This window comes from Amycolatopsis sp. NPDC051071 (assembly GCF_040682875.1).
Classification (GTDB): domain Bacteria; phylum Actinomycetota; class Actinomycetes; order Mycobacteriales; family Pseudonocardiaceae; genus Amycolatopsis.
The window spans coordinates 1-24,674 of sequence record NZ_JBFBBY010000065.1 but is presented as its reverse complement, the minus strand read 5'-3'; the positions used below and the strand labels follow the sequence as shown (position 1 = coordinate 24,674).

The 24,674-nt window shown below is 68.2% G+C and carries 27 protein-coding genes and 2 pseudogenes; 10 read left to right on the top strand and 19 right to left on the bottom strand.

All coding sequences use genetic code 11. The features are described 5' to 3' along the window. Positions 1-201: 201 nt before the first annotated feature. The 3 genes from AB0M65_RS21590 to AB0M65_RS21580 form a co-directional block, all read right to left on the bottom strand. Complete coding sequence (locus tag AB0M65_RS21590; RefSeq protein WP_364030055.1) at positions 202-1,065, bottom strand: nitroreductase/quinone reductase family protein; 864 nt, start codon at positions 1,063-1,065, stop codon at positions 202-204. An 877-nt stretch (positions 1,066-1,942) separates the two neighbouring features. After that, positions 1,943-2,377 carry an acyl-CoA thioesterase gene (locus AB0M65_RS21585; RefSeq protein WP_364030052.1) on the bottom strand — a complete coding sequence of 145 codons (435 nt, stop codon included), beginning with the start codon at positions 2,375-2,377 and terminating at the stop codon, positions 1,943-1,945. A 28-nt stretch (positions 2,378-2,405) separates the two neighbouring features. Further along, positions 2,406-3,194, bottom strand: coding sequence for a helix-turn-helix domain-containing protein (locus tag AB0M65_RS21580; RefSeq protein ID WP_364030049.1), 789 nt, complete (start codon positions 3,192-3,194; stop codon positions 2,406-2,408). 70 nt (positions 3,195-3,264) lie between these two features. Between AB0M65_RS21580 and AB0M65_RS21575 the strand changes: the two genes are divergently transcribed. Continuing rightward, the gene (locus AB0M65_RS21575; protein WP_364030121.1) at positions 3,265-3,978 is read left to right on the top strand and encodes a hypothetical protein; all 714 of its coding nucleotides are present in this window, start codon (positions 3,265-3,267) and stop codon (positions 3,976-3,978) included. A gap of 112 nt (positions 3,979-4,090) precedes the next feature. Here AB0M65_RS21575 and AB0M65_RS21570 read toward each other — a convergent pair whose 3' ends face one another. From AB0M65_RS21570 to AB0M65_RS21545, 6 genes are all read right to left on the bottom strand, one after another. Continuing rightward, the gene (locus AB0M65_RS21570) at positions 4,091-4,465 is read right to left on the bottom strand and encodes a DUF427 domain-containing protein (protein WP_364030046.1); all 375 of its coding nucleotides are present in this window, start codon (positions 4,463-4,465) and stop codon (positions 4,091-4,093) included. A gap of 64 nt (positions 4,466-4,529) precedes the next feature. Then, positions 4,530-5,294 (bottom strand): HAD family acid phosphatase, encoded by a 765-nt coding sequence (locus tag AB0M65_RS21565; protein ID WP_364030043.1) that lies wholly within the window; start codon positions 5,292-5,294, stop codon positions 4,530-4,532. Positions 5,295-5,304: 10 nt separating this feature from the next. Then, on the bottom strand, positions 5,305-6,474 hold the full coding sequence (locus AB0M65_RS21560) for a class I SAM-dependent methyltransferase (protein WP_364030040.1): 1,170 nt from the start codon (positions 6,472-6,474) through the stop codon (positions 5,305-5,307). Position 6,475: 1 nt separating this feature from the next. Continuing rightward, positions 6,476-7,441 carry a class I SAM-dependent methyltransferase gene (locus AB0M65_RS21555; protein ID WP_364030037.1) on the bottom strand — a complete coding sequence of 322 codons (966 nt, stop codon included), beginning with the start codon at positions 7,439-7,441 and terminating at the stop codon, positions 6,476-6,478. A 4-nt stretch (positions 7,442-7,445) separates the two neighbouring features. Continuing rightward, entirely contained in the window at positions 7,446-8,225 is a 780-nt protein-coding gene (locus tag AB0M65_RS21550) for an enoyl-CoA hydratase-related protein (RefSeq protein ID WP_364030034.1), read from the bottom strand. Between the two features lie 55 nt (positions 8,226-8,280). Then, positions 8,281-9,093: an ABC transporter ATP-binding protein gene (locus AB0M65_RS21545; protein ID WP_364030031.1), complete on the bottom strand. Its 813-nt coding sequence runs from the start codon at positions 9,091-9,093 to the stop codon at positions 8,281-8,283. 366 nt (positions 9,094-9,459) lie between these two features. Between AB0M65_RS21545 and AB0M65_RS21540 the strand changes: the two genes are divergently transcribed. Further along, a complete protein-coding gene (locus AB0M65_RS21540; protein ID WP_364030028.1) occupies positions 9,460-10,008 on the top strand; it encodes a cysteine dioxygenase family protein in 549 nt (182 codons plus the stop codon). A 64-nt stretch (positions 10,009-10,072) separates the two neighbouring features. Next, positions 10,073-10,468 carry a rhodanese-like domain-containing protein gene (locus AB0M65_RS21535; protein ID WP_364030025.1) on the top strand — a complete coding sequence of 132 codons (396 nt, stop codon included), beginning with the start codon at positions 10,073-10,075 and terminating at the stop codon, positions 10,466-10,468. Positions 10,469-10,481: 13 nt separating this feature from the next. Here the strand turns inward: AB0M65_RS21535 and AB0M65_RS21530 are convergent, their stop codons facing one another. The 3 genes from AB0M65_RS21530 to AB0M65_RS21520 are packed head-to-tail and all read right to left on the bottom strand — an operon-like array spanning position 10,482 to position 12,325. Then, entirely contained in the window at positions 10,482-11,084 is a 603-nt protein-coding gene (locus AB0M65_RS21530; protein ID WP_364030022.1) for a putative T7SS-secreted protein, read from the bottom strand. A 13-nt stretch (positions 11,085-11,097) separates the two neighbouring features. Then, complete coding sequence (locus AB0M65_RS21525) at positions 11,098-11,457, bottom strand: hypothetical protein (protein ID WP_364030019.1); 360 nt, start codon at positions 11,455-11,457, stop codon at positions 11,098-11,100. 25 nt (positions 11,458-11,482) lie between these two features. Continuing rightward, positions 11,483-12,325, bottom strand: coding sequence for a hypothetical protein (locus tag AB0M65_RS21520; protein ID WP_364030016.1), 843 nt, complete (start codon positions 12,323-12,325; stop codon positions 11,483-11,485). A 395-nt stretch (positions 12,326-12,720) separates the two neighbouring features. Between AB0M65_RS21520 and AB0M65_RS21515 the strand changes: the two genes are divergently transcribed. Then, on the top strand, positions 12,721-12,906 hold the full coding sequence (locus tag AB0M65_RS21515) for a hypothetical protein (protein WP_364030013.1): 186 nt from the start codon (positions 12,721-12,723) through the stop codon (positions 12,904-12,906). A 43-nt stretch (positions 12,907-12,949) separates the two neighbouring features. On the opposite strand, the gene glgP is transcribed toward AB0M65_RS21515, so the two are convergent. Next, positions 12,950-15,490 carry an alpha-glucan family phosphorylase gene (glgP, locus tag AB0M65_RS21510; protein ID WP_364030010.1) on the bottom strand — a complete coding sequence of 847 codons (2,541 nt, stop codon included), beginning with the start codon at positions 15,488-15,490 and terminating at the stop codon, positions 12,950-12,952. A gap of 144 nt (positions 15,491-15,634) precedes the next feature. Here glgP and AB0M65_RS21505 point away from each other — a divergent pair, with 144 nt between their 5' ends. Beyond that, on the top strand, positions 15,635-17,101 hold the full coding sequence (locus AB0M65_RS21505; RefSeq protein ID WP_364030007.1) for a neutral zinc metallopeptidase: 1,467 nt from the start codon (positions 15,635-15,637) through the stop codon (positions 17,099-17,101). A gap of 174 nt (positions 17,102-17,275) precedes the next feature. On the opposite strand, the gene AB0M65_RS21500 is transcribed toward AB0M65_RS21505, so the two are convergent. Further along, positions 17,276-18,253, bottom strand: a complete 978-nt coding sequence (locus AB0M65_RS21500) for a tetratricopeptide repeat protein (RefSeq protein WP_364030004.1) — start codon at positions 18,251-18,253, stop codon at positions 17,276-17,278. 98 nt (positions 18,254-18,351) lie between these two features. Between AB0M65_RS21500 and AB0M65_RS21495 the strand changes: the two genes are divergently transcribed. Then, a complete protein-coding gene (locus tag AB0M65_RS21495; protein ID WP_364030118.1) occupies positions 18,352-18,768 on the top strand; it encodes a hypothetical protein in 417 nt (138 codons plus the stop codon). A gap of 1 nt (position 18,769) precedes the next feature. Here AB0M65_RS21495 and AB0M65_RS21490 read toward each other — a convergent pair whose 3' ends face one another. Further along, positions 18,770-19,069, bottom strand: coding sequence for a thiamine-binding protein (locus tag AB0M65_RS21490; RefSeq protein WP_364030001.1), 300 nt, complete (start codon positions 19,067-19,069; stop codon positions 18,770-18,772). Positions 19,070-19,156: 87 nt separating this feature from the next. Between AB0M65_RS21490 and AB0M65_RS21485 the strand changes: the two genes are divergently transcribed. Beyond that, positions 19,157-19,657: a MarR family transcriptional regulator gene (locus AB0M65_RS21485; RefSeq protein ID WP_364029998.1), complete on the top strand. Its 501-nt coding sequence runs from the start codon at positions 19,157-19,159 to the stop codon at positions 19,655-19,657. A gap of 81 nt (positions 19,658-19,738) precedes the next feature. Here the strand turns inward: AB0M65_RS21485 and AB0M65_RS21480 are convergent, their stop codons facing one another. From AB0M65_RS21480 to AB0M65_RS21465, 4 genes and pseudogenes are all read right to left on the bottom strand, one after another. After that, a complete protein-coding gene (locus AB0M65_RS21480) occupies positions 19,739-20,104 on the bottom strand; it encodes a DUF3817 domain-containing protein (protein ID WP_364029995.1) in 366 nt (121 codons plus the stop codon). Positions 20,105-20,294: 190 nt separating this feature from the next. Then, a pseudogene (locus AB0M65_RS21475) lies at positions 20,295-21,023 on the bottom strand (glycoside hydrolase domain-containing protein). Between the two features lie 25 nt (positions 21,024-21,048). After that, a complete protein-coding gene (locus AB0M65_RS21470; protein ID WP_364029992.1) occupies positions 21,049-21,264 on the bottom strand; it encodes a hypothetical protein in 216 nt (71 codons plus the stop codon). Positions 21,265-21,499: 235 nt separating this feature from the next. Beyond that, positions 21,500-21,865, bottom strand: a complete 366-nt coding sequence (locus AB0M65_RS21465) for a hypothetical protein (protein ID WP_364029989.1) — start codon at positions 21,863-21,865, stop codon at positions 21,500-21,502. A 172-nt stretch (positions 21,866-22,037) separates the two neighbouring features. Here AB0M65_RS21465 and AB0M65_RS21460 point away from each other — a divergent pair, with 172 nt between their 5' ends. The 3 genes and pseudogenes from AB0M65_RS21460 to AB0M65_RS21450 form a co-directional block, all read left to right on the top strand. Then, on the top strand, positions 22,038-23,024 hold the full coding sequence (locus AB0M65_RS21460; protein WP_364030115.1) for a LacI family DNA-binding transcriptional regulator: 987 nt from the start codon (positions 22,038-22,040) through the stop codon (positions 23,022-23,024). Continuing rightward, entirely contained in the window at positions 23,021-24,076 is a 1,056-nt protein-coding gene (locus AB0M65_RS21455; RefSeq protein WP_364029986.1) for a mannose-6-phosphate isomerase, read from the top strand. The genes AB0M65_RS21460 and AB0M65_RS21455 overlap by 4 nt, the downstream gene beginning before the upstream one ends. Next, a pseudogene (locus tag AB0M65_RS21450) lies at positions 24,073-24,153 on the top strand (sugar ABC transporter ATP-binding protein); the annotation flags it as partial. The gene AB0M65_RS21455 and the pseudogene AB0M65_RS21450, both read left to right, overlap by 4 nt. Positions 24,154-24,674 lie beyond the last annotated feature (521 nt).

Sequence of the window (24,674 nt, the reverse complement as noted above, 5' to 3'; positions counted from 1 at the left end):
ATGGCTGAAAAGCGCACTGTCCGTGCTGTAGGTGTTAATGGTGAAACCTTTCGAAGAAGAGGGACCGCTCTTGGACGGTCTTCGGCGAGGTCAAGGGCGTATTCCGCCCACTTCTCGCACTGAACGGCGTCACGCGGAGAGAGCGTCGCCACCCTGAACAATACACGCCCCGGGGCCGGAACCCCAGGGCGTGTGTCAGGTTCACCCGAAACTCGGCGCCGGCGCGGTCACGTTGAGCGCCGCGACCACGGTTTCCTCTTCGTGGGCGAAGTGTGCTTCGAGCTTGCCCGCGAGCACGTCGAAGTCGTCCCTCAGCCGGACCGGATCACTCTCGCCGTGGACGTACCCCTCGACGAGCTCGCGGATCCGTTTCTGCAGCGACGCCACGACGACGTGATCCTCCCCGAGCTTCGTCAACGACGGCGCGAGTGCGGGAAACCGTTGCGCCAGCATCGGAAACGCGCCCATGTCCTCGCCGGTATGATGTTTGGTCAGTGCCTCGCAGAACGAAACACAATGCGCCCGCAGGGATTTCTCCATGATGAGGGAATCCGCGCGACCGGCCACGAGGTCGTCGACCCCGGCACGCAGCGTCTTGAGTTCCTCGCGCAGCCACTCGTGGACCTCCACCAGGAAATCACCGATCCCCCGCACCCGGTCGTCGACCCGGGACAGGATCACGACGGGCAGCTCCCTGGTCGTTTTCGCCTGGTACTCGGCGAATCCCGGCTCCAGCTCGACCGCCTTCGCGAACAACGCGTCCCGCTCCGCCGCGGGTGGAATGGCCGCGATCGCCTCGTACGTCTCGGTCCCCGTCTCGATGGTCACCCGCTGGTCGTGCCGGATGTTGTGATACCACCCGGGATGTTCCGACGCCCCCATATTCGAGGCGACGACGACGGTCTTGCCGTCGATTTCGAGGTACCCCAAGGGATTCGTCCGCCGCTTGCCGCTACGGGCACCGGTGGTGGTGAGCAGGATCAGCTCCCACCCCTCGAACCTGCCGCCGAGTTTCCCCTTGTGCTGTCTGAATTCCTCGATCACCTGATCGTTGAAGCCGGTCAAGACTTTCCTTCCCGTCGTCTTTGTGTCGACAGGAGGGCGGCACCAGCGGAAAAGGGCATGACGACAGCAACTCGCGTTCACGCACAAGTGTTGGGGCACAGTGCATGGAGGCGGCATCCCACCATCTGGTGATGCGAGATGCGCGATACGAGAGACGGTCTGCGCCGATCTCCGGTGGCTGAGTAGCCGCTACCTCCATGCGTAGGCCCATACGGGGCTCGCCGACGACGCTAGCACAAGGTCGACTTGCCGCGCACCCGCCTTCCGGCTCTGCCGCCTTCCGGCTCTGCCGCCTTCCGGCTCTGCCGCCTTCCGGCTCTGCCGCCACAACCCCCTGCATTTCAGCCCATAGGCCGATGACCGCACGAAGGTGGCAGGGACTGTCGTACGGGACTGTTTGGATTCTGGATCATCTATTGAGGGGTAAGGCAAAGGTGGCGTGGTGCCCGGGCTCGTTGTGACTGGCTCGTTCGCGAGAGCGGCGGCCAGAGCGAAGGCGTGATTCGCGTGCTTGAGCACGTAACTCGCGTGCTTGAAGACGTAACTCACGTGCTTGAGCACGTAACTCGCGTGCTTGAAGACGTATCTCACGTACTGGACACCGAACTCAGGTGTGCGGGGTCTGAGCACGCGAGTTCCGCTTTCAAGCACGCGAGTTCCGCTTTCAAGCACGCGAGTTCCGCCTTCAAGCACGCGAGTTGCGCCTCCAAGCACGCGAGTGCGGTGCCGCGCCACCCCAGGCACCGCTCTGTCCGTCACGCCACCTTTGCCTTACCCCTCGATAACGCGCCGAAATCCGCACAGCCACCGGTCCAGCATCAACGTCCCGGATCCTTCATCAACGCGTCCAGCGAGCCGAGATCCCGCACACCAACCCTCAAGAATCCCTTGCCAGGCCAAGAATTTCCGGCCGCGCCGCGTATTTCCGCCAGTATCGCGCGGGGTCCGTGACCAGCCGCCGCCGGTCGAGATCCAGCAGCCCGGAAAGGCTTTCCACTTCCGCCACCACGGCACCGTCCGGCGCCAAGAATTCCTGGACGACCCGCGACACCTTGCCCGGCTCCCAGGAGAACCGCGTCAGGACGTCGATTCGCGCGCGGGCGCGGAGCTCGCGGCGGAAACGGATCGTCGTTTCGAGGTTGACGGGGCCGAGATTCCCGGCCTTGAGCGCCATCGGATCCACGCCGGCCGCCCATACGCATTCCCAGCGTGCGTGATCGGCGTACGCGAGGTAGGCGGGTCCGCGTACGTGCCCGTTGACGTCGAGATCGTCGGTCCGGATGTCGATGGTGACACGAAAGGGTTCAAGCACACGCCGATTCTCACGCCGACCGGCCGCCTCAGTCTGGAACGTTTCGGCCAGGACGCCGCGCCCAAGAGCGCACGAGCGCGCCGGGCGAGGCCCCCGCCAGGCGACGGCTCTCCCGCCCCAGATGGGACTGATCCGCGTAGCCCGACTCGGCGGCGACGTCGGCGAGTGACGATCGCTCTCGTGCCACGTCCCCGATCCGCTTCAGGAAGCCGTTGAACCGCAGGATCCGCTGCAGCTCCTTGGGGCCGACGCCGACTTCGTGCCGCACGTGCCGCCGGAGGCCGCGCTCGCTCACGCCGAGGTCCGCCGCCACCCGCGCGGTGCCCGCCCCCGGCGAACGCAGCCCGCGGACGGCCGCGACCGACAGCCCGTCCAGTTCGCCCCCCCGCCGCAGCCGCTCGGCGACCAGCGACTCCAGCACCTGACGTGCCTCGGCCGGTGCCGAGGCTTCGGCCAGCCCGGATTCCGCGTGGCGCGCACTCGCGCCCCACAGTTCACGCAACGGTGTCGCGCCCGCCGCCAGTTCCGTCATCGGCAGCCCCAGCACCGCACCGCCGACGCCGCAGCGCAGCCGGAGCCCCACCGTCCACTCCGACGAAGACAGCTCATGGCGCAGCACACCGCCCACCGTCGTGACCACGGCGAGCCCCCGGCCGTCCCAGACGAGATCCACACAGCCGTCCGGGAACACCCGCAGCGAGCGACCGCGGCCCGCCCGCCCCGTCCAGGAGCTTTCGACCACGGCGTCGACGCCGGGAGCAGGCCTGCTTTCGCGATACACCGAACGACCGGAACGACGACGCAGCGGAACACCCACGCCCCGCAGTATGCCCCCGCCCACCGACAAGATGCGCGTGACTTGATCTTGCTGAAGACTGCCCACCGTGATGCGGCCGGTACTCGATCCGTCCCCCGCCGAGTGGATCTCCTCCAGGCTCGGCGGGGCTTTCGGCGCGGCCTCCCGCGCGGTCCCGCGGGGCTACCCCGCCTACGCCCGGATCTGCCACCCCGCCGAACGCGACCGCGGCGGCTGGGCGAGCTGGAGCGAGGCCGCGGCCGAAACGGGACGGCGACCGCACGGCGCCATGCAGTGGCACGCGCTCGTGGGCTCCCCGGATCCGGTGAACCTCACCGGATCACTCTGGCGGGGTTCACCACCGGATCGGGGCACCCTGCCGACGCATACGCTCACCGCCCTGCTGGCCGTCCTCGGCGACCATACGTCCACTTCGGACATCTGGTTCGGCCTCTGGGAGGGTTACGGCTGGGTGGGCACGACGCTGTCGCGCGAGCACCTCGACGCACCGCGACTGCGGCATCCCGGCCGCGACTACCTGCTGTTCTCCGGGGCACTGACCTCGGCGACCGAACTCGGCTGGCGGCCGCGGCCGAGCTGGTTCGAGGCGCAGTCCCCCAACCTGTGCTGGCCGGACGACCGCACGTGGTGCGTGGCCACCGAGGTCGGCTTCGACTCGACACTCGTCGCGGGCGAGGAAGTCCTGATAGACGCGCTGCTCAAAACACCCGGCCTGGAGGCCTGGCGAATCGAGCCCGACACCTCGCTCGCCGCCGACGCCGACCGGATCAACCACGTTCCGTGACCGCCCGGAAGGGGGCCACCACCCCGCCGAGCCCGTCCCGAACGTCATGAACGGCCCGTTACTGGCGAATTTTGCCAGTAACGGGCCGTTCATGACATGCACACAGGGCCGGTCAGCGCTCTTCGATCGCGTCGACCTTCACCGGATAGAAAGCGACGTGGTCCTTGATCTCGGCGACCGCGTCGTGCGGCGCCTCGTAGGTCCAGACGGCGTTCTCGGCGACGACGTCACCGGTACGGATGCTGTAGTAGGACGCATCGCCCTTGAACGGGCAGTACGTCGAATGTTCCGTCCGCTCCAGCACGCCGAAGTCGACGTCGGCACGCGGGATGTACTGCGCCGGTGGGTAGTTCGACTCCTGCAGCGTGAGCGCGTTCGCGCTGTCCGCCACGACCTTCCCGCCGACCGTGACGACCACCCGCGCCTTGTTCGGCGTCACCGTGATCGGGTGGTCCGCGCTGGGCTTCAGCACCTTCTTCTCAGGCATGGATCAGCTCCCTCGGGGGTTTCCGCTACTCAGTGACAGCAACGCCGCCGTCCCGGATATTCCGTCAGGGGAGGTAGTACATCGGGTTCGGCAGCTTCACCGGGAACTCCGCGTAACCGCCTTCGAGGTCGCTGAACTGATCGCCGAAGTTGGCGAGGATGGTCGCGCCGGTCGACGCGATGTGCTTCCGCGTGCCCGCCTTGTACTGCACGGTGGTGCAGGTCAGGCCGCACGGCAGATAGTCCGGCGCGGTGGTCTTCGGCTTGAAGAACGCCCCCGACGGCGCCGGGAAGCCCTCGTTCGCGAGGTTCTTGAGCGACCGCGGCCCCTGGAACTCGTTGCGCCCGGTCAGAAAGTAGACCTTGACGCCGCGCTGCGCCGCCCAGTTCGCCAGTTCCAGCACCGGCTTGTTCGCGACGAAGGTGCCCTTGTCGATTGCTTCCTGCTGCTTCACCGGGTCGAAGCCGAAGTCGTTGTCGGCCTCCCAGCCGTAGGTGACCTCGGAGGTGTCGTCGACGTCGAGCACGATCGCGGGATTCTCGACACCGCGGCCGATCCGCCGGTCCAGGTAGCGTCTGGCGTCCTCGACCTGCCGCTTCGTGTCGGAAACGAACCGGCTGCCGTCCGAATACCGGTGCTTGCCGTCGCTGCCGACGACGTCGCCGTAGTAGGCCTTGACGTCCAGTTTGACCTGGCCGATGTTGGCCGGTTCGTGGCCTCGGCGCCAGGAGGCGTCGTCGGTGTTCGCGACGGCGGACGCGCCACCGGCGAGAACGGCTCCGGCGGCCGCGGCGGCGGCCAGTTTCAGCAGACCGGTGAATCGGCTCACGAAATACTCCTCACGTCAGCTGTGCGCGGCACAGGAACGCTACTCCAGAACGGCCGATTCTGGTGAGTACCAAAGTAGCTTCTTCGCCGCCGCGAGGTTTTAGCTTGCGCCGCAGGGCATCCGGGTCTATGTCGAGACCGCGGACGAGGATCTCCAGCCGCCCGACATCGTGTTTTTTCAGCAGTACGCGAAGATTCTTCTCACTGTACGGTCCGTACTCGAACACCCGGAACGCCCGGATTCCCGGCGGCGGGACGTCTCCCGTGAGGTAGGCGATCCGCTCGTCCAGCTGCCACAGGCCGTGCCGCGCGGCGTAATGCCGCACGAGTCCCGCCCGGACGACGGCGCCGTCGGGGTCGACGATCCATTCACCCGGCTCACGCGAGGGGATTTCGTCGGATTCGGCGTCGGTGAGCGTCCACTGTGCACCGTCCGAACGCAACACCGTCGCGCGCCGCGACACGGTGGATCCCACGCCGCGCCACAGGCACGCCTCGCGGACCTGACCGTCGAGTGAAACGAGCTCGACCTCGTCCGCCCAGGGTGCGATGGAAAAATCGAGGCCAGGCGCGCATTTGACCGAAAGTTCGCGACCCGCGTACGCCTCGACAAGTCCGTCCAGCGGAGGGAGGAAATCGGCGGGTTTCCACGCCCGGCGCCCGGCCGAGTCACGGCGCGCGGGATCCGCGACGACGACCGAAGACCGGCTGACCGGCCGCAGCGCGTCCGCCTTCAGCAACCCCGGCGAAACCCCGGCTTCCAAGGAGTTGTGCCGCGCCATCGCCAGCCGTACCTCGTCCAGATCCGAACCCAGCGCCCGAGCGGCGACCCGGGCGATCTCGATCAGGTCCGCACCGACGGAACACGTCACGTCGTGGACGTCGCGGCCCGCCAGGCGCGAGGCCCGGTGCCGGGCGACCAAGGTGGCGCTGGCCTGCTGAAGGGCGTCACCGGTGAACAGCCACGAACCCGCCGAGTCCAGTTTGGACGACGACTTCCGCCGCAGTACCACCGTTTCCAGTACCGCGGCCGCGTGATCCGGGGCGATCCGGCGCACGGCGGCGACGTCGGCGATGCGGGTCTTGTCGGTCAGCGGCAGGGACGAGCAGCCGGCGATCGCCGCACTCCCCGCGCTGGAGCGCAGGAAGGCGACGTCGTCGAGAGTGAACTGGTACGGCAACCTAAGATCGCTTGGTACCGGTGATCATCACGTTGTAGAACAACTCACGCGGCAGCACCTTGGCGAGCAGCTTCTTGTCCAAAGAGGACAGCCGCAGCCACAGCCGGTACGCGAACAGACGCCAGCGCAAGGTCAGTTTCTCCTGCGGCACAGCGGCTTCGAAGGTCCGGATCGGCCAGCCCGCGAGGGCGGCGGCGAACTCCTCGGTGACCGCGCGGACGTCCTGCGCCCCGGCGCCCTTCGCCATCGATTCGAGATCCGACGGGTCGAACGTGTGGATGTCGACCACGGCCTCCAGCGCGGCCGCACGCGAGGACTCGTCGAGTTCCTCCTGCGGACGACGCCAGCCGTTGAGCACCGGCAGCTTGGTCAGGTTCGTGGTGAGGTACCAGGTGAACTGGCCGAGCTTGCGGGCGTAGAAATCGCCGACCTTGGTCGGCTCACCGGCGAACACGAACCGGCCGCCCGGCTTCAGCACCCGCAGCACCTCGGCGAACGCCGCGCGGACGTCCGGGATGTGGTGCAGCACCGCGTGCCCGACGACGAGGTCGAAACTGTTGTCCTCGTAGGGGATCCGCTCCGCGTCGGCGACCCGGCCGTCGACGTCGAGGCCGAGGTTCTCGGCGTTGCGCAGCGCGACCTGGACCATTCCCGGCGAGAGGTCGGTGACCGAGCCCTTCTTGATCACGCCGCCCTGCATCAGGTTCAGCAGGAAGAAACCGGTGCCACTGCCCAGTTCCATCGCGGTCGGGTACGGCTGGCCGTCGTCATCACCGGCGACGGCGTTGAACACGTCCGTCGCGTAGGTGATGCAGCGCTCGTCGTAGGAGATGGACCACTTCTCGTCGTAGGTCCCGGCTTCCCAGTCGTGGTAGAGCACGTTCGCGAGTTTGGGGTCCGCGAACGCGGCCTTGACCTCTTCGGCGGTGGCGTGCGGGTTCGGCGCCGGATCGTTCACCTGGGTCACTTCGCTACTTCCCCTCGAAGGTGGCCTTGCCGGGGCCGTTCTCGATGAACGATTTCATGCCGTTGCGCTGGTCCTCGGTCGCCCACAGGGCGGCGAAGAGGTGGGATTCGAGCTTAAGTCCGTTCGCGAGGTCGGTGTCGAGGCCGCCGTCGATCGCGGCCTTCGCGGCGCGCAGTGCCACGGCCGGGCCTCTTCCGAACTGGGCTGCCCACTTGTGCGCGGCGGCATAGACGTCGTCCGGTGCGACGACCTCGTCGAGGATGCCCAGGGACAGGGCCTCTTCGGCCTTCACGAAGCGGCCGGTGAACACGAGGTCCTTGGTCTTGCTCGGGCCGATGAGCCGCGCGAGGCGCTGCGTGCCACCGGCACCGGGGATGACACCGAGCTGGATCTCCGGCTGGCCGACCTTGACGTTGTCACCGGCGATGCGGCGGTCGGCGGTCAGCGCGAGTTCGAGGCCGCCGCCCAGCGCATAGCCGGTGATGGCGGCGACGACGGGCTTCGGGATGTTCGCGATGGTGTCCAGCGACGCCGTCAGCGCCGCGCCGAACTTCGCGATCTCGGGGTACGTGCGCTCGGCCATCTCCTTGATGTCCGCGCCGCCCGCGAAGGTCTTCTCGCCGCCGTAGAGGATCACCGCGCGCACGTCGTCGCGCTCGGACGCCTCACGAGCCGCTTCGGCCAGCTCGGCCTGCACCTGGTTGTTCAGCGCGTTGACCGGCGGGCGGTCCAGCCGGATCGTGCCGACCCCGCCTTCGACCTCGAGGCTTACGAACTCTCCCACGCCGTCCTCCTTAACCGTCCACGACAGAGTGCAGGCTACCGGTCAGTACGACCCCTCAACGGCGACGGGCGAAGAACCGATCACCGGACCGTTCGAGCAGGAGGTCCTGGTCGAACGTCTTGGACAGGTTATCGCTGGTCACGACGTCGTCGACGAGGCCGGACGCGACCGCGCGGCCGTCGCGCAGCAGCAACGCGTGGGTGAAGCCCGGCGGGATTTCTTCCACGTGGTGGGTGACGAGCACCATAGCCGGGGCCTCCGGATCGAGGGCCAGCTCCGAAAGGCGTGCGACCAGGTCCTCGCGGCCTCCGAGGTCGAGCCCGGCGGCGGGCTCGTCGAGCAGCAGCATCTCCGGGTCGGTCATCAGCGACCGCGCGATCAGGGTGCGCTTGCGCTCGCCCTCGGACAGCGTGCCGAAGGTGCGGTCCGCCAGCTGCGGGATGCCCAGCGCGGCCAGCAGGTCACGGGCGCGGTCGGTGTCGAGGCTGTCGTATTCCTCACGCCAGCGGCCGACGACGGCGTACCCGGCGCTCACCACGACGTCGAGGACACGCTCTTCGCCGGGCACCCGCTGGGCGATCGCGGCCGAGGTGAACCCGATCCGCGGGCGCAGCTCGAAGATGTTGACCTTGCCGATGCGGTCGCCGAGGAGGTCGACCGTTCCCGAGGTCGGGTGGAGTTCGGCCGCGGCCAGCCGGAGCAGGGTGGTCTTGCCCGCGCCGTTCGGGCCGAGCACCACCCAGCGTTCGTCCAGTTCCACGGTCCAGTCGAGGTCGGCGAGGAGGTCGTTGCCTGTTCGGCGGACCCCGACACCGGTCATCCTCACCACGAGGTCGTCAAGTTCGCTGGGCTGGATCGGCTCGCTCACGCGCCCATTGTGTCCGCACGGGCGCGCGCGTGAACACCCGGCCGCCGGTCGGCGGAAAGCGGCTGGTCCAGGGAGTGGGACAGAGCTCTCCGGAGTAACCACGCCCACCCGGCCTGTGGCACGATCGAAGGCATGATCAGGTCCGTGTCCACCGCCTTCCCCGTCATCGGGGGCTCTTTCTGGCGCCGTCGGACAATCGACCTGCTCCTCGTCGCCTCGTCCGGGTGTACCACCGCGCGACACGGCTGAGCTCCGCCTGTTAAAGCTCGCCCGTTCAGCGGCACACCTCTTGTGCCGTGGCCCCGTGTCGCGCCGCGTTCGGCCCCTGCTTCCGAGCCCGCGAAACCCTTCACGAGGAGCCTCAAGGTGACCACGTCCGTTTCTCCGCGCCAGGACATCGAGATCCACCCGCAGCTGATCGATCCGCTGCTGCCGGAACTGCTGCATCCCGAGCGCCTGCTCTGGACGCCCCGGGAGCTGGCCGATCTGACCACCACCGTCACCACCGAACTGACCGCGGGCCTGCGTGGCCTGCTGCGGTTCGACGAGGACCGGCGCTGGTGGGCACGGCTCGCGCTGACCGACGGTGTCGAGCTGTGGCTGCTGTCCTGGCTGCCCGGCCAGCAGACCAAACCGCACGACCACGGCGGCGCGTCCGGCTCGTTCACCGTGCTGCAGGGCGAACTCGGCGAGGAGTACCGCTACCCCGGCGGCCCGATCCGGCGCCGCACGCATGTCGCCGGCGAGGGCATCGGCTTCGGCGCCGGTCGCGCGCATCAGGTGACCGGGATCGGCACCGCACCCGCCGCCAGCGTCCACGCCTACTCGCCGCCACTGGTTTCGACGCGGGAATACACCACCCTCGCCGACGTTCCCGCCGAGATTCCTTCGCTGGCCCCGATACTGGGCGCATGAGCGAGCCGATCAACACAGCGTGCCCGCTCATGCGACGCGAAGCGACCCACTACGAGGAGCAGGCATGAGTGCGATCGACGACCTGCTGGCGGCCGCTCGGTCCGGACTGGACCGGGCGGAGCCCGAGCAGGCACAACGGCTGCAACGCGACGGCGCCCTGATCGTCGACATCCGCCCGCACGTCAACCGGCTCGAAGAGGGGGAGATCCCCGGCTCGGTGGTCGTCGAGCGGATCCACCTCGAATGGCGGCTCGCGCCGGACAGCGAGTGGCGACTGCCGGAGGTGAAACCGGAGTCGACGGTGATCGTGGTGTGCAACGAGGGGTACTCGTCGAGCCTGGCCGCCGCCGACCTGCGTCGGCTCGGCCTGACCGGCGCGACCGACCTCGAAGGCGGGTTCCGGGCGTGGCGCTCGGCGGGCCTGCCGGTGCGGGAAGGCGGCACCCCGGCCGTTCCCTGACGCGAGTAGTCCTCTAGTTGCGGGACCAGAAGAGCCACATCGCGTCGCTGAGGTGCTGGAGTCCCTTGTCGAACTCGACCCTGTTGGTCAGGAGAAGGCTCGGGGCCAAGCCGGGCTCCGCCGGAGCGTCGACCGGCTGCGGCAGCTTCGACGGCTGGCGCGGCACGAGCTGCCGGGCACGGGGCTGGTCGAGGTCGCCGAGCAGCACACGCAACGTGGTCAGCTCGCCGCTCGCGCCGGTCAGCGCGGCGGCCGCCCGTGCCGCCGCTTCGGCTCGTTGACCGGCGAGCCTCCGCAGGAGCAGGGAGTCCGTCGAATACTGCGCGCTTCTGGTCAGCTGCTCCAGGACGGCGACATAGTCGTCCAGTGCCCGTGCCGCGCTCGCGTGTGTCTCCGCGACCTGCCGGCACCGGCCTGCCAGTCCGGTGCGCCGCTCGGCGAACGCGTCGTGCGCCCGGCCGGACCACGCGCCGGGATCGATTTGACGCAGGTCGACGGCGAAGTCCTCCAGCGAACGAGAAAGCGCGCGCACGCGCTCCGCCTCGCTTCTGAGCACGCTGATCGTTCCCGCCGTCCAGGGCGCGCTCGCGCCGTCCGGCTGCTCCGGCTCCATCATTCGTCCTGTCCGGTCAGCCGAGAACGGCCTGGATGACATTGGTGTCGAGGACGACCGCCGCCGGACGGACCTGACCTTCGGTTGCCTCGATCGTCTCGACGTTGCCGAGTGCTTCGTCCTCGATCGACCGGTAGCGCCGGGCGGCCTCGTCCAGCCGGTCACCGAGCCGGCGCGTGTCTTCGGCGAGTACGGCGATGCTGTGCGCCGAGGCCTGCTGAAAACTCTCCAGCGCCTTCGCGAGCACGGGATCCCCCGCTTCGCTCGCCGTGGCCTTAAACCCCAGTGCGGGCTGCCTGGTGAAGATCTCGACGAGATCGCGGCAGTGGTGCCCCGCCCGGCTCAGTCGCGCGGGAACGGCTTCGAAATCGGGCATGTCCAGTGTCGTCCTTGTGCGATGGTCAGCGGTCGAGCGCGAGCCGGGCGATCTCCTCCGGCGGGAGCGGCAGGGCGGCGTCGATACCCGATCCCCGCACCGGACTCGGGTTGACCAGCACCCCCGTCGGTCTGATCCGGCCCGCGGCGACGCGCACGACGTCCCGTCCGGACCAGCGACCGGTCCGGGACCAGCCCGCCCCGGTGGCCGCACGGTATTCGGCCAGCAGCCGCTCACCGGTGAAGACGCAGAACCAGTCACCCCGGGGGCCGAGCCCGGCGAGGAGCGGGCCGCCGGCGCCGTCCGCGGGGCCGAGGACCCGGCCGTCGAGGAACATCCGCAGCACCGGCGGCACCGGCGCCCGCAGACCGCGAATGGCGGCGGACAGCTCGTCGGGAGCGGCGGCGGGTTCCGGAATCGCCGGACCGGGCCGCGCGTTCCCGGTCAGCCACCGCGAAGCCACACCGAGGTCTTCGTCGGTGATGGCCTCCTGCTCGCCGTCCAAGCTTTTCTTCACGCTGTCCAGGAACCGGTAGAACCGGCGAGTGCAGGTCCGCTCCGAAACCGGGACCCTGCCGTGGCCGACCATGCCCTTGAGCCTGCCGACCATTCCCCCGCCCGGTTCCGCCGGATCGACACCGAGGTTGTAGGCGGTCCAGACGATTTCGGGCAGGAGCGGGTCGGCGAACTGTGTCAGTACACGGTTCAACCGCAGGAGGACGATCTCGCGCACGCGGCCGGTCTCGGCGTCGTCGGCGATGTCCCAGATGGCGCGCAGTTCGGGACCGAGTGCACTGCCAAGCCCGTCCTGCCGGATCCCGGCACGGGCATGGATGTGGTGCAACCGGTCCTTCGCCTTGCGCGACATTTTCGTTTCCTTCGCCGAAGTCACTATTCCTCCCCTGTGCGACCCCCCGAAAGGCGACCTCAAGGCCAAAGATCCTATTCGACCGCAATACGCGGCACGAATCGCCCCCGAATTGACGGAAGACGAGATTCGGCGCCGGGTGACAAACTTGGCAAACCCGTTTTCACCTGCGAGTTTGTCATTTCTTGGACGATAGCAAAGGTCGGCGTCGCCTTTTGTTCGCCACCGACTTGACAACGACGTGGAAATGACCAACTGCTGACCAAAATAAACCGTACGCTCGTCCCATGACCACTTCATGACCAAGGCGGGGACGGACGTGCGCTAAGACGATCACCGCGCTTAGCGTCGCGGTACCGGCCGCGATCGGAGCGGCCCGATTCAAGGAGTGCGGAATGGAACTCGCCGTGATCGTCGTGCTGGCGATGGTGGTCGGCGCCGGGACGACGGGCCTGGTCCTTTCCCGGGCACACCGGCGGCGCGAAGCCGAACTCGCGCGGTTCGCCCAGCTCTGCTGGGAGCACGCGAAGCTGGCCGAGTACGTCTCGATGACGCACCGGCCGGGCCCCTTCTTGCGTTAGGTCAGGCGAGCGAGCTCAAGGGTGTCCCTGAACCCTCGTCAGCTCAGGCGAGCACGACCCGCGCGAGTTCCGCCGGTGTGGCGAGCAGACGGTGCTTCGGCAGCACGCGGACCGTGTAGCCGATCGAGCCCGGATGCGGCAGCTTCAGCCGCGCCGCGAACGCGCCGATCCCGTCGCCGGACATCGCGACGGTGACGGGCTCGCTCAGTTCGTCCCCGTCGCCGACCTTCCCGACCACGGCCTGGACGTCCACTTCGGACGAGTCGAGACCGGCGAGGTCGATCCGCGCCCGGATGGTCACCTCGGTGCCGGTGACCATCGGCGCGGCGTCCTCGACGAGCAGTTCGGTGTCGAAGATCCGCACCCGCGGCCACGCGACGTCGAGTTTGGTCCGATAATCGGCGAGGGACAGCGCGCCGCGATAAGCGTCGCCCGTCGCCTCCGCGACCATTCGCGACGCGGGCAGGTAGCCCGACTCGACGTACTCCCGCACCATCCGCGACGCCTGCACGCGCGGTCCCGTCGTCTCCAGCGTGTGCCACACCATCGACAACCAGCCGCCGGGCACCCCGCCGGGGTCGCGGTCGTAGAACAGCGGCGCGATCTGGTGGCCCAGCAGGTCGTAGAGCGCCGCGGCCTCCAGTTCGTCACGGCGCAGCGGATCGGTGACGCCGTCCGCGGTGGGGATCGCCCAGCCGTTGCTGCCGTCGTAGCATTCGTCCCACCAGCCGTCCCGGATGGACAGATTGAGCCCGCCGTTGAGCGCCGACTTCATCCCCGACGTCCCGCACGCTTCGAGCCGCCGCACCGGCGTGTTCAGCCAGACGTCGCAACCGCGATAGAGGTAGCGCGCCATGGACATGTCGTAGTCCGGCAGGAAGACGATGCGCCGCCGCACCTCGGGATCATCGACGAACCGGACGATCTGCTGGATCAGCTGCTTACCACCCTCGTCGGCCGGATGCGACTTGCCGGCGACGACGAGCTGGATCGGGCGCCGCTCGTCCAGCAGCAGCGCGCGCAGCCGCTCCGGGTCGCGCAGCATCAGCGTGAGCCGTTTGTACGTCGGCACGCGGCGCGCGAACCCGACGGTCAGCACGTCGGGGTCGAAGACCGTGTCGGTCCACCCGAGTTCGAGCGCCGACGCGCCACGCTGCATCCACGCGGCCCGCACCCGGCGCCGCACCTCGGCGACCAGCTTCTCCCGCAGTTCCCGCCGCAACGCCCACAGCTGCTCGTCGCTGACGCCGTCGCGCAGCGGCTTGCCCTGATGGCCGTCGAGACCCCATTCCTCATGGTTGCGCCCGAGCAGCGCGCTCAGTTCACGTGCCACCCAGGTCGGCCCGTGCACACCATTGGTGACCGAGGAGACCGGCACCTCGTCGAAGTCGAAACCGGGCCACAGCCGGGAGAACATCCGGCGCGACACGCGGCCGTGCAGTGCCGACACGCCGTTCGCGCGCTGCGCGAGCCGCAAGCCCATATGCGCCATGTTGAACAGACCGGGGTTGTCCTCCGCGCCGAGCGCCAGCACCCGGCGCGGATCGACGTTCGGGACCAGCCTGCCGTCGGTGAAGTACCGCTGGACGAGGTCGACGGGGAACCGGTCGATCCCGGCGCTGACCGGGGTGTGCGTGGTGAACACGGTGCCCGCGCGGACGGCGGGCAACGCCTCGTCGAACGCCAGCCCGTCGGCTCCGATGATCTCGCGGGCACGTTCCAGCCCGAGGAAACCGGCGTGGCCTTCGTTGGTGTGGAACACCTTCGGCTGCGGATGTCCGGTCAGCTCGCAGTAGCGGCGCACCGCGCGGAAGCCGCCGATGCCGGACAGGATCTCCTGCCGGATGCGGTGATCGGCGTCGCCGCCATAGAGCCTGTCGGTGACCGCGCGCAGGTCTTCGTCGTTGACGTCGGTGTCGGTGTCCAGCAGCAGCAACGGGATCCGGCCGACACGGGCCTTCCAGATCTGCGCGTGGAGGGTGCGCCCGGCGGGCATCGCGACGTCGACGAGCACCGGCTCGCCGCCGTCGGTCAGCAGTTCGAGCGGGAAGGCGTTGGGGTCGATCACCGGGTAGTGCTCGACCTGCCAGCCGTCGAGCGAAAGCGCCTGCCGGAAGTACCCGGCGCGATACAGCAAACCGACACCGACCATCGGCACGCCGAGATCCGACGCCGCCTTGAGATGGTCACCGGCGAGCACGCCGAGGCCGCCGGAGTAGTTCGGCAGCGCCTCGGTGACGCCGAACTCCATCGAGAAGTACGCGACGGCGGAAGGGAGATCGGCGTCGCCCTGCTTCTGGTACCAGCGCGGCTCGGCGAGGTAGCGGTCCAGGTCGGCGACGGCCTCGCGCGCGCGGGTGAGGAAGGCGTCGTCCACGGCCAGCTCGTCGAGCCGGGCCGGTGGCAGGGCGGTGAGCATCCGCAGCGGGTCGCGAACGCGGTTGAACAGCTCCGCGTCCATCGACGCGAACAAGTCGCGCGTGGGCGGATGCCAGGTCCAGCGCAGATTCGTGGCGAGGTCACCGAGGCCGGAGAGCGACTCCGGAAGGCTCGCGCGGACGGTGAACCGGCGGACTGCTCTCATGAGGAGCGACCATATCGCCCACGCCCTCACCTCGCTCAAGACCCACTTCGGGGATTACCTGCACGCGTGCCATAAGCGCTGGGTAGGGTCCGTGCTTGCCGGTGTACACGGCCCGGTCGGGGCCCAGACGACAAGCGAGTGAACATGATCCAAGGGGGAGTGTTGGGCTTTCGCCGCCCGGCTCTGATCGTGATCGTGGCGGCGCTGGCCCTCGGGCTGAGCGCTTGCGGCGACAAGGGGAGCTCTACGCAGGGCAAGGACGGCGGCCAGCCGGGTGCCGGCGACGTCGCCGGGTTGCCGATCACGCATTTCGAAAGCGGGCTGAAGCCGGACGCGCCCAAGCCGGACCTGCGGGTCCGCAACGAGGACGGCTCCGAGGACGACCAGCTCGCCATCGCCGCGATCGCCGACGCGCAGGCCTACTGGACCGAGGTCATGCCGCGCGACTTCGGGCAGCAGTACGAGCCGCTGAAGGCGCTGCTGTCCTACAGCGCGCGGACCGACACCGAAGACACCGAATGCGGCAGCGTCAAGGGTCTCGTCAACGCCTTCTACTGCCCGCCGGACGATTCGGTGGCGTGGGACCGCGGTGTGCTGTTGCCGATGCTGCGCGAGCGGTTCGGGAAAATGGCGAGCGCCGTCGTGCTCGCACACGAACTCGGGCACGCCGTCCAGTACCGGCTTGGCGAAAAGGCCAGTATCAAGAAGAGCACCCCGTCGATCGTCAAGGAGCAGCAAGCCGACTGCTTCGCGGGCGGCTACTTCCGCTGGGTCGCCGAGGGCAAGAGCAAGTTCTACCGTGTTTCCACGTCCGAGGGCCTGAGCCAGGTCATGGCGTCGCTGTTCCTGATCCGCGACCAGGCCGGCACCAGCGCGACCAAACAGGGCGCGCACGGCACGGCGTTCGACCGCACGTACGCGTTCCAGGCCGGGTTCGAAAAGGGCCCGAAGGAATGCGCGACGATGAACGAAGAGAACATCAAGGCACGCATCACCGAGCGCCCGTTCGACAAGGGTGACAAGGGCAAGGGCGACGCGAAGCTCGACGCCGAGATCGTCGGGATCCTGAAGAAGAGCCTCGACGAGGCCTTCAAGGGCGCCGGCGTCCCCGGCCCGGAAATCACCGAGGACGGCAACGGCAGCTGCCCCGGCGGCCCCAGCACCCCGCCCGCGTCGTACTGCCCGTCGAACAACACCGTCAGCATCGACCTTGCCAAGCTGCGCGAACTCGCCCAGCCGGTCGACCAAGAGGCGGAGTGGAAGAGCGGGCACAGCGAGGGCAAGGGCGACTTCGCCGCGTTCTCGGAAATCGCGTCCCGCTACGCCGTGGGCATCCAGAAGGGTGTCGGCGCGTCGATCGACAACGCGAACGCGGGTCTGCGCACCGCCTGCCTGGTCGGCGCGTGGGCGAAGGCAAGCTCGGTGCCCGGCGCGACACTGCGGCTCTCGGCCGGCGACCTCGACGAGGCGATCTCGGACCTGCTGAGCCCGGAGAGCCTGGTCTCGGCCGACGTCAACGGCAAGCGCGTGGACAACGGTTTCGAGCGGATCGAGGCACTGCGGAAGGGCTACCTGGAGAGCTCCTCGGTGTGCTCGACCCAGTACGGCTGATCTCGCTCCCCTGAAATGCCATGAACGGCCCGGTACTGGCAAATTTTGCCAGTACCGGGCCGTTCATGGCATCCGGGGGTCGCGAAACCGGTCACGCGTCCCGGAAGTGTCATAAGGGGTCCCCATGGGACGAATTTCGTCCTATGGGGACCCCTTATGACACTCTCGCGAACCTCAGTACAGTGCGCTCGCCAGGTCCCGTCGCGCCTTCATGACCCGCTCGTCCGCCGGGTCGAACAGTTCGAAAAGGGCCACCAGGTGCTCCCGCACCTTGTTGCGGTCGTCCCCCGCGGTACGCCGGACAGCGGCGATCAGCCGCGCGAAGCCCGCTTCGGGCTCCTGCCCGGCGACTTCGAGGTCGGACGCGGCGAGCTGGGCGTCGAGGTCGGCCGGGTCGGCGTCGGCCTTGGCGATCGCGTCCGGTCCGGCGGCCTCGGCACGCGCGGTGAACTTGACCTGCGCCAGCGCGGTCTTCGCCTCCTCGTTCGCCGGTTCGACGTCGAGGATGCGCTCGTAGGCGGCCTGTGCCTCGGCGAAGTCCCCGCGTTCGAAGGCCTCCTCGGCCTCGGTGAACCGCGGGTCCTCCGGCACCTCGACACCGCCGCCGTTCTCCTCGGCGGCCGCGATGCCTGGCAGCTTGTCGCGCAGCGCGTCCAGCAGCGAACCGAGCCATTTGCGGATCTCGGGTTCGGGCAGCGCGCCCGAGAACGCGTCGACCGGCTGGCCGCCGCCGATGGCGATGACCGTCGGGATCGACTGCGCGCCGAAGAGCTGCGCGATGCGCGGGTTGGCGTCGACGTCCACCTTGGCGAGCACCCAGGCACCGCCGGATTCGGCGGCGAGGCGCTCCAGCACCGGGCTGAGCTGCTTGCACGGTCCGCACCATTCGGCCCACAGGTCGACGACCACCAGCTGATGCAGGGATCGTTCGACGACGTCGGCCTGGAAGGTCGCTTCGGTGACTTCGATCACGGCACCGCCCGCGGCCGGGGCGGGGCCGGGCTCGGCTCCGTCGACCGGGGGACGCGGGGGCGCCGGGGGCTGTTTCTGGGGCGCTTCGGCACGCGCCTTGAGCGCGGAAAGGTCGACCGCGCCGGAAAGCGCGGCGGACAGGGCCGCCGTCTTCGCTGCTGATCCGCGTGGGTGTGTCACGGTTCCATCCTGGCACGCATCCCCGAGTGTTTCACCGCATGCCCCCGGCTGCCCGCTTGGCAGGACGCACCGGTTCCGGCAGGCTCCCCTTCGAGGGGGTGATCGACATTCCGACACGCAGGACGGCCACGGTGGCACTCGCCATCGCCATCGCTGTCGTTTGGGTGAGCGTCATCACGGTGCTGATCGCCCATCAACCCGATCCCGGCGTCGGCAGCCCGGGTCAGCTCAGGGAAGACCTCGCCACCGCGCTCAACCGGCACGACGCCGAGGCCCTCTCCGAACTCATCGACTACCCGCCCGCGGCGGCGGGCGACTTCGCGAAGTCCTACGTCGACACGCTGGTGGGCCGGGGCGCGCACGACGTCACGGTGAGGTTCGCGCCGGACGACGTCTCGCCGACTTCGGCGACCGTCAGCGGGAAACTGGGCGACGGCAGCACGTTCGGCTATCCGGTGGCGATCGCGGTCAAGGACAGGCTGTGGCTGGTGTCGTTCACCCCGCCGCTCCCCTGACCTACTCGCTCAGATGCTTCTCGACGCGCTCCACCTTCGCGGTCAGCTGGCCTTCGTAACCTGGCCGGATGTCGGCCTTGAGTACCAGCCCGACCCGTGACGAACCCTCGCCCGCCGCTTCGACGGCCCGTTTGACGACGTCCATCACCTCGTCCCAGGAACCCTCGATGTTGGTGAACATGGCGTTGGTCGAATTCGGCAGGCCGGACTCGCGCACCACCTTCACCGCGCGAGCGACCGCCTCGCTGACACCGCCGTCGTCCTCGGCCGCGGACGGGCTGACACTGAAGGCCACGATCATCTTCTGCTCCTCGTTCAGACACTTTTCCCACGCATAACACCCGGTCGTGCGGCATGGCACGGGTACCCGCTGGTAACTTCGAACGCCATGAGCCGTCCGTTGCCGTTCGATCCGATCGCCCGCGCGGCGCAGCTGTGGGAGACCCGTATCGGGCCGTCCGAAACCATGGCCGCGGTGACCGGGATCATGCGCGTGCAACAGATCATCCAGTCCGCGGTGGACGGCGCGCTCAAACCGCACGGGCTGACCTTCGCCCGGTACGAGGCGCTGGTCCTGCTGACCTTCGCGCGCGCGTCCCACCTGCCGATGCGTGTGATGGGTGAACGACTGCAGCTGCACCCGACGAGCGTCACCAACATCGTCGACCGGCTCGAAAAGGACGGTCTGGTCAAGCGTGTCCCGCATCCGACCGACCGCCGGACCACCCTGGTCGAAATCACCGACGGAGGCCGCGTACGGCGCGAAGAGGCCACCAAAGCGGTCACCGATATCGACTTCGGGCTGACCGGGCTCACCGGGAAGCAGACCGAGCAGCTGACCGACCTGCTCACCAAGGTCCGCAAGGCCACCGGCGACTTCACCGAATAGCGCGTGAAGGCCCCCTTCCCTCGGCCATGGGTTTAGATGACCAGCCGAGGGAAGGGGGCCTTCACGCGCTTTAAAAGAAGATCAGACGGCCGCGGGTTCCGGGGTCCGGTCGAACAGGCCGACACCGCCGTGCGACAGCCGCTGCGGGCCGTCGAGCTTGCCGTTGCGCAGCGCCCAGGACTCGAACCACCAGGTGAACAGCGGCGGGAGGCTGGAGAGCAGCGCGAGGATCAGGGTCTTGGGACGCCAGCCGAGAGACTTCGCCACGGACAGAGAGACCAGCACGTAGAGGACGAACACGACACCGTGCACCATGCCGAGGACGGGGACGCCGCCCTCGCCGAGCTTGACGGCGTACTTGAGGAACATCCCGACCAGCAGCCCGGCCCAGGAGAGGGCTTCGGCTACCGCGGCCACGCGGAATACTAGAGCGGCCTTGCTGGACACTTTCTCCTCCTGTGGGGGTCTCACCACTATGTGTGTGCACATGACTACGTCCGACGAGCACTGTCCAAGGCGGACTCGCCAAGAACGTCAACAGCGCTGTCGGACGTGGTAATACCAGTGTGAGGCGTGACGGCCCTCACCGGAACACCGGGGGCCGTGATGCTCCTCACGACCCCCGGCCAGAACCGGTCTAAACCACTCGGATCAGCCTGCGCACTGCGCCTTTGGGGCCGGTCGCCCACGTCGCCTTGGCGACGTCGTCCGTAAGCTTGAAGTCCAAAGTGGTCCCTCGCGTCAGCTGTTCCAGGCCGACGTAAGCCCGCTGTGAGCCGGATCCCAGTCCCTGGACGTACTGGAGCTTCGACGGGTCCGCGCCCTCGGCCTTGATTGGGATGTCACGGCCGTTCTCCAGGTGCACACCGACTTCTCGAAGCGCGGCGCGTTCAGCACGAACTGCCCGGTGCCCGGCGAAGAAGTCGTCGAGCCGCTTGCCGACGTTTTCCTTGCCACCCATCCGATCGACGAGACCGGGGACGTCCTGCTGCGTCAGCCACTGGTACTGCCACTCTCCATCGGTGACCTTGGGCCGGTAGAACCCGGTGAAGCCGCGATCGCTCACACTCGGGTTTCACAGGGACCGATACGTGTGTGCCTTGTCGGACAAGGCTTTCGCGTCCGCCTTCTTACCGAGAGCATGGGCCATGATGGACAGTGAGCAGTCGGCGAGCGCGTATTCCAAAGTGGCCGAAGCACCGTGGTTCGGGTTGGTGTCCTGCCCCTTCTTCGGAAATTCGGTGTCGTACTGGACAAACCCGTCCTTCTGGTAACCACCCTGGTCGCGAATGGCGAGCACGGATTCCGCGATGTCCTTCGCACGCGCAGGTCGCAGCAGCGCGTGGTAGAGCGACGTGGAGAACACCGTGCGGTCGTCCTTCGTGCCGCCCTTAGTGTCCACTGAGGACAGTTTCTTGCGCCAGGGGAAGCCAGGGTTGAGCCGGGGGTACCGCTCTTGTACGGCTTCCCCCACAGAACGCCTGCGACTGGACCATCCCTTCGACCGTCCGGTCCCCGACGACCTGCGTCATCCCGAAAGGCGCCGAGGCACCGGGGAAGGTATTGCCGTCACCCTTGGTGCCGATGAAGGTGTTGACCGCGTCCACGGGGTCGCCACCGGGTGCCGCCGCCGCGACGGCGTGAGCAGCCCGGCGGGGAGAACGAGCGCGGTGAACAACCCGGCGACGCGGGTCGAAGTACGTGCAGGCATGGGAAGGCCGACTCCTGACAACGTTGTCGCCGCCTGCTCACCTTCGACAAGAACCGACCACCTGGTCAAGAGATCCGCAAACCTTGTCCGGTTCAGGACAGCGACTCAAAGCAGCCCCTAACGACAGCGCCTCAAGGCAGTGGCAGCACGAACGCGGCGACCCGGACCGTGCCGCTTCCCGACTGCCGCAGCCCTTCCAGGACGATCTCGGTCAGCTCGTCCTCGATGACCAGCTCGACGACCTCGCGGGAGACCTCCTCACCGGCACTCAGCTCGGTGACCAGCCAATCGCCGTCGACCAGGAGCCGCACCCGGCCGACGGTCCCCTCGCTCGCGACGGTCTCGATGATCATCCGCACCTGACCGGGGGCGACGAAGGCCCGCAGCAGCGGGTCCCACTTCCTCGACTCCGTGCCGGGCCAGTCACCCGGCCGGGCAGACGCGAACGGCTCGCCCAGCACCGGTCCCGCGGGCACCGGTCGGTAGAACTCGCTCATACCCCCAGTATCGCGGTCGCCCAGCCGTAACGGTTCGAACTCGGAAAGTGGCTCTCCGGCGAATCAAGCATTGACATCATCGCGTCGCTCGCGTTCAATTCCCGCCACTATGACAACGTTGTCTTCCAGCGGACCGGACAACGGCCACCGCACCACCAGCAGGCGGGCCACGATGAGCGACGTGGCCCGGCTCGCGGGCGTGAGCATCAAAACCGTCTCGCGGGTAGTGAACGACGAGCCCGCCGTCCATCCGGACACGGCCGAGCGCGTCATGGCGGCGATCGAGCAGCTCGGGTTCCGGCGCAATCTCGGCGCGCGGAACCTGCGGCGCGGCTCGACGACCGGGACGATCGGCCTGATCGTCGAAGACGTCGGGAACCCCTTTTATTCGGAGCTCAACCGGGCCGTCGAACGGATCGCGACGTCGTTCGGCCGCCAGGTGCTGACCGGGTCGTCCGAGGAGAACTCCGACCGCGAACGCGAACTGGTCCTCGAGTTCTGTTCCCGCCGCGTCGACGGCATCCTCGTCGTCCCGGCCGGGATGCAGCACGGCTACCTGGTGCCCGAAATGCGCGCCGGTACGCCGGTGGTGTTCCTCGACCGGCCCGCCGGTGACATCGTGGCCGACACGGTGCTGGTCGACAACATCGGCGGCACCGTCGAAGCCGTCGCCCACCTCGTGAAACACGGCCACCGCCGGATCGCGTTCCTCGCCGACAGCCCGGACATCTTCACCGCGGGCGAGCGCCTGCGTGGGTTCCGGGAAGGCTGTGTCCGCAACGGGATTCCTTACGACGAGAGCCTCGTCGTGATGCGGACACCGACGGCGGAGAGCGTCGGTGACGCCGTGCGGCGGCTGCTCACCGGGCCGAACCCGGCCACCGCCGTGATCGCGGGCAACAACCGGGTCGCCGTGCACCTGCTGCGCACGCTGGCCCACGCGCGGCGGCGGCCCGCGATGATCAGCTTCGACGACTTCGAACTGGCGGATCTGCTGGATCCGCCGGTCTCCGTGATCGCGCACGACGTGAGCGCGCTGGGCCGGGCGGCGGCGGAACTGCTGTTCGCCCGGGTACAGGGAGATCAATCCGCACCGAGAAAGGTAGTTCTGCCCGTGCATCTCGTAGCCCGTGGTTCCGGGGAGGTCGCGCCTTCATGAGCGGTCACCTCGAACCGATCCGCCTGCCGGCGAACCAGCCGCCGCAGTTCTACCGCGGCGGCGACGCCATCGCCGCGCTGCGGGGCGCTTCCTCCGAGTCCAAGTTCGGCCCGGAGGACTGGGTCGGCTCGGCCACCACGATGTTCGGCCAGGAGACCACCGGCCTGACCAAACTCCCCGACGGGGTCTGGCTGCGCGACGCCGTCCGCGAGAACCCTTCCGCCTGGCTCGGCGCGAAGCACGTCGAGGCGCTGGGTGATTCGACCGGCCTGCTGGTGAAGCTGCTCGACGCGGGCCAGCGCCTGCCGGTGCACTTCCACCCGTCGGATTCGTTCGCACGACGGCATTTCGACTCACACTTCGGCAAGACCGAGGCGTGGATCGTGGTCGGCACCTATGGCGATGACCCGCGTGTCTACCCGGGTTTCCAGGAGACTGTCGACAAAGCGACGGTCAACGAATGGGCCCGCACCCAGGACGCACCCGCCATGCTCGACGCGTTGAACAGCGTCGCGGTCACCCCCGGCGACACAGTTTACATCCCGGCCGGGCTGCCGCACGCGATCGGCGAAGGCGTGTTCGTCGTCGAACTCCAGCAGCCGACCGACTTCTCGCTGACCCTGGAATGGCGCGACTTCCTGGCGAACCCGGAGAAGGCACACCTCGGGATCGGGTTCGAAACCGCCATCGAAACGCTCGACACCTCGGGTTGGGACGAAGAGCGGCTCGGCTCGATCGTCAAGCGCACCGCGGGCGACAGCTCGTCCACTGTGGACCTGCTCGCCGGCGGCAGTGACGCGTTCTTCCGCGCCGATCAGCTGCGTCCCACAGTTTCCGGGAAGTCGACAACATTGTCACTCGACCCGTCGTTCGCTGTACTGGTCGTGATGGACGGATCGGGCACGCTCCGCACCGAACACGGTGGCGAGTACGCACTAAGCAAGGGCGAGACCTACGTGGTCCCGTACGACGCCGGTCAGGCGGGCATGGAGGGCGACGTCACGGTCATCCGCTGCCGTCCACCGGCACCCGAGAAGAGGGAGCGATCGTGAGCGAACTCCTGCTCGACGCGCAGAACCTGGTGAAGCGCTACGGCTCGGTCGAGGCACTGCTGCGCGGCGCCTCGTTCCCAGGCACGGAGCAGCCGACGCGAACGCGCAGTACTCCTACAAGCAGAGCTGCCGACTTGGGTGGCCGTACCTCCCCGTACCGCTAAGCCCCACTCGGTGCCCACCCCCGCTCCCCCCGCAACACTCGATGCCCCTGATGCCCCCAATGCGGCATTGGGGACGCTGAACGTCTCCAATGCCGCATTGGGGGCAACGGGTGTCGCGCTGCCTCCAGGGGTCGTGAGTGGCAAGTCGTGTTCTATTGAGGGGTAAGGCAAAGGTGGCGTGGCGCAGTCTCTGCCTTGAGTCGTGAGGTGTGCTCCGCGAGCTTCAAGGCAGAGGCTTCGCTGCGCGGGTCCGGGCCGCACCTCTACTATCCACAAAGGACACTTGCCGCCTGCGGAATGCTCGATTCGTGCCCACGTGTGCGGTTGACGCCCCCTCACCAAACCCCCCAAGTGTCATGAGGGGTCCCCATAGGACAAATTTTGTCGCGGTGATCCGGCCGTTCGGGCGGAACGGCGTCTTCAGCCCGGCGAGC